Source organism: Methanoregula sp. (assembly GCF_002835825.1).
Taxonomy (GTDB): Archaea; Halobacteriota; Methanomicrobia; order Methanomicrobiales; family Methanospirillaceae; genus Methanoregula.
Genome location: NZ_PIZH01000542.1, coordinates 1 through 1,080, shown reverse-complemented (window position 1 = coordinate 1,080; position 1,080 = coordinate 1). Strand labels below are relative to the sequence as shown.

Below are 1,080 nucleotides of genomic sequence, written 5' to 3'. Positions count from 1 at the left end.
CGCCCCCTCCGAACTGCCCCTGCCCGCCATGGGAGATCTGATGGCAGCGGGAGTTCTCGCAGCCTGCGCCGCTTACCTCATTACCGTATCGCTCTCCCGCTCAGCCCACAGGATTGGCAGGATTGACAACCTGCTCCTCAACCGTGTGGTGATCGCCTTCGTGATTGGTCTGAGCATTCTCCTCACCGGCCCGTTCGGTCTTCTCGTGCTGATCCTCGCAACGGCAGTCGGGCTCGTGCCGCGTTTCATAAACCTGCCGGCAGTTTATTGCATGGGTTCGATCATGATTCCGGTCATGTTGTGGTCGTTTGGGATTACGTGGGCCTGACCTTCTGTTCAGGTAAGGAAATTAACGATCTTTATTGCCACTCGCATCCTTACTGTCCGGTATGCAGTCCTACTGGTTTGGAGAACCCGAAGAGGGCCGGTGCCAGGCAGCTCGCGGCGATCCCGTGGCCCTGGCGCAGCGCCTCGATTTGCTCCAGACAAACATGGACGGTTTTGTCCCGCTCCAATGGGAAGATGCGATAGCCTGCGGTACCTGTACGGACCGGGCCGGCTATCTCTCCCTGCTCCGCGAGATCTGTTTTATCCGGGCAGAGCAGCGTGTACGCGAGGAATATGCGGGAAAGGATACCGAGCTGCTCCAGATGGTCCGGACGCTCGACGAGATGGACGAGGTGATCAACCTGCTCTCCGAACGGGTGGTGGAATGGCACCAGGTAAGGCACCCGACGTTCTCCCGCAAGTACCGGAGAACCCCGGCACATATCCAGATCCGGCGGATCTCCGAGAAAGGCCGGGGGGCACTTGGAAAGGTCGCTGTTCAGGTGGAACAGTTGTCGGCTGCACGAACGGATCTTGCGAAGGAAGTCTCGCTGCGTGCTACACATACTGCTTGTACAGACCCAGTGCGGAATTCCCGTCCAGCGCAGACAGTATATTCGCCTCTCACTTGGTGATGAGCCTCTCCGGACCACATCAATCCCAACCGCCCATCTAACCCACACACAGCCTCAGCCGGCTCCCGTACAGGCACATCGCGGCAATGATTCCGGTTGCCAGTGCTATGTTCCTTCA

The 1,080-nt window shown here is 58.7% G+C and carries 2 protein-coding genes; both read left to right on the top strand.

What is annotated here, in order from left to right; translation table 11 throughout:
• Nucleotides 1-328, top strand: a 328-nt coding sequence (locus CW742_RS13125; RefSeq protein WP_292421102.1) for a tripartite tricarboxylate transporter permease, incomplete at its 5' end; no start/stop codon positions are given.
• 61 nt (nt 329-389) lie between these two features.
• Nucleotides 390-962, top strand: a complete 573-nt coding sequence (locus CW742_RS13120; RefSeq protein ID WP_292421099.1) for a hypothetical protein — start codon at nt 390-392, stop codon at nt 960-962.
• The last annotated feature ends 118 nt before the right edge of the window (nt 963-1,080 follow it).